Source organism: Paenirhizobium naphthalenivorans, assembly GCF_007992095.1.
Taxonomy (GTDB): domain Bacteria; phylum Pseudomonadota; class Alphaproteobacteria; order Rhizobiales; family Rhizobiaceae; genus Allorhizobium; species Allorhizobium naphthalenivorans.
In genome coordinates this window covers 1-697 of record NZ_BJZP01000128.1, presented here as the reverse complement: position 1 = coordinate 697, position 697 = coordinate 1, and the positions used below count along the sequence as shown (strand labels likewise).

The following is a 697-nucleotide window of genomic DNA, read 5'->3' as shown; positions in this document are numbered from 1 at the left end:
ATCATTTCCTGCTTCAGGCGGGTTTCAGGGCCGCCGCCATAAAGCTCGCTTGTAATGCAGCGGTAGATCGCCGGATTGGCCGGATCGTTCATGTCGAGCAGATAGAGTTTGGTCCTTCCGACCTGGACTTCCCACGTCCTGAGCCAGAGCGTGCATCCCGGAAGATCGATCTGCAAACGCAACCATTCGCCGCTGGATGTCCTGACGGGCTGGATCGGCAGTTGGTCCGGCTCGTTCACGGGATAAAGAGCCTCCTGGTTGCCATCGGGCCCAATCATCTGTCGGAAGTAGCCCTGCGCATACAAAAGCCCCACGCCGACGACCGGGATACCAAGATCGCTTGCTGCCTTCAGCTGATCGCCCGCCACGTTTCCGAGACCGCCGGAGTAAATGGGCAGCGCTTCGCTTAGCATGAACTCCATGCTGAAATACGCGATGGTGCTTAACGGCGCGGTCGGGTGAGCGTGTTGAAACCAGGCGGGCGCAAGCTCCGCGACCCGCTTTTCCGCGAGCAACTCTTCAAGCTTGCCCGCGAATTGCGGGGTGGAGAGCAAGTTATCGAGCCGGTCATATGAAACGGTGCGAAGAACACCCCATGGATTGCGCGTCGCCTCCCATGTCTGCGAATCCAGTTCCCGCCAGAGAACATCCGAAGCATGGCTCCACGACCAACGCAGATCGAGTGCCAGTTCGCGAA

General features: G+C 59.1%; 1 protein-coding gene. It reads right to left on the bottom strand.

Features of this window, described 5'->3' with window-relative positions; translation table 11 throughout:
* Positions 1–697 (bottom strand): DUF3417 domain-containing protein (locus RNA01_RS23505; protein ID WP_147182470.1); only part of this gene is annotated, 697 nt, incomplete at both ends.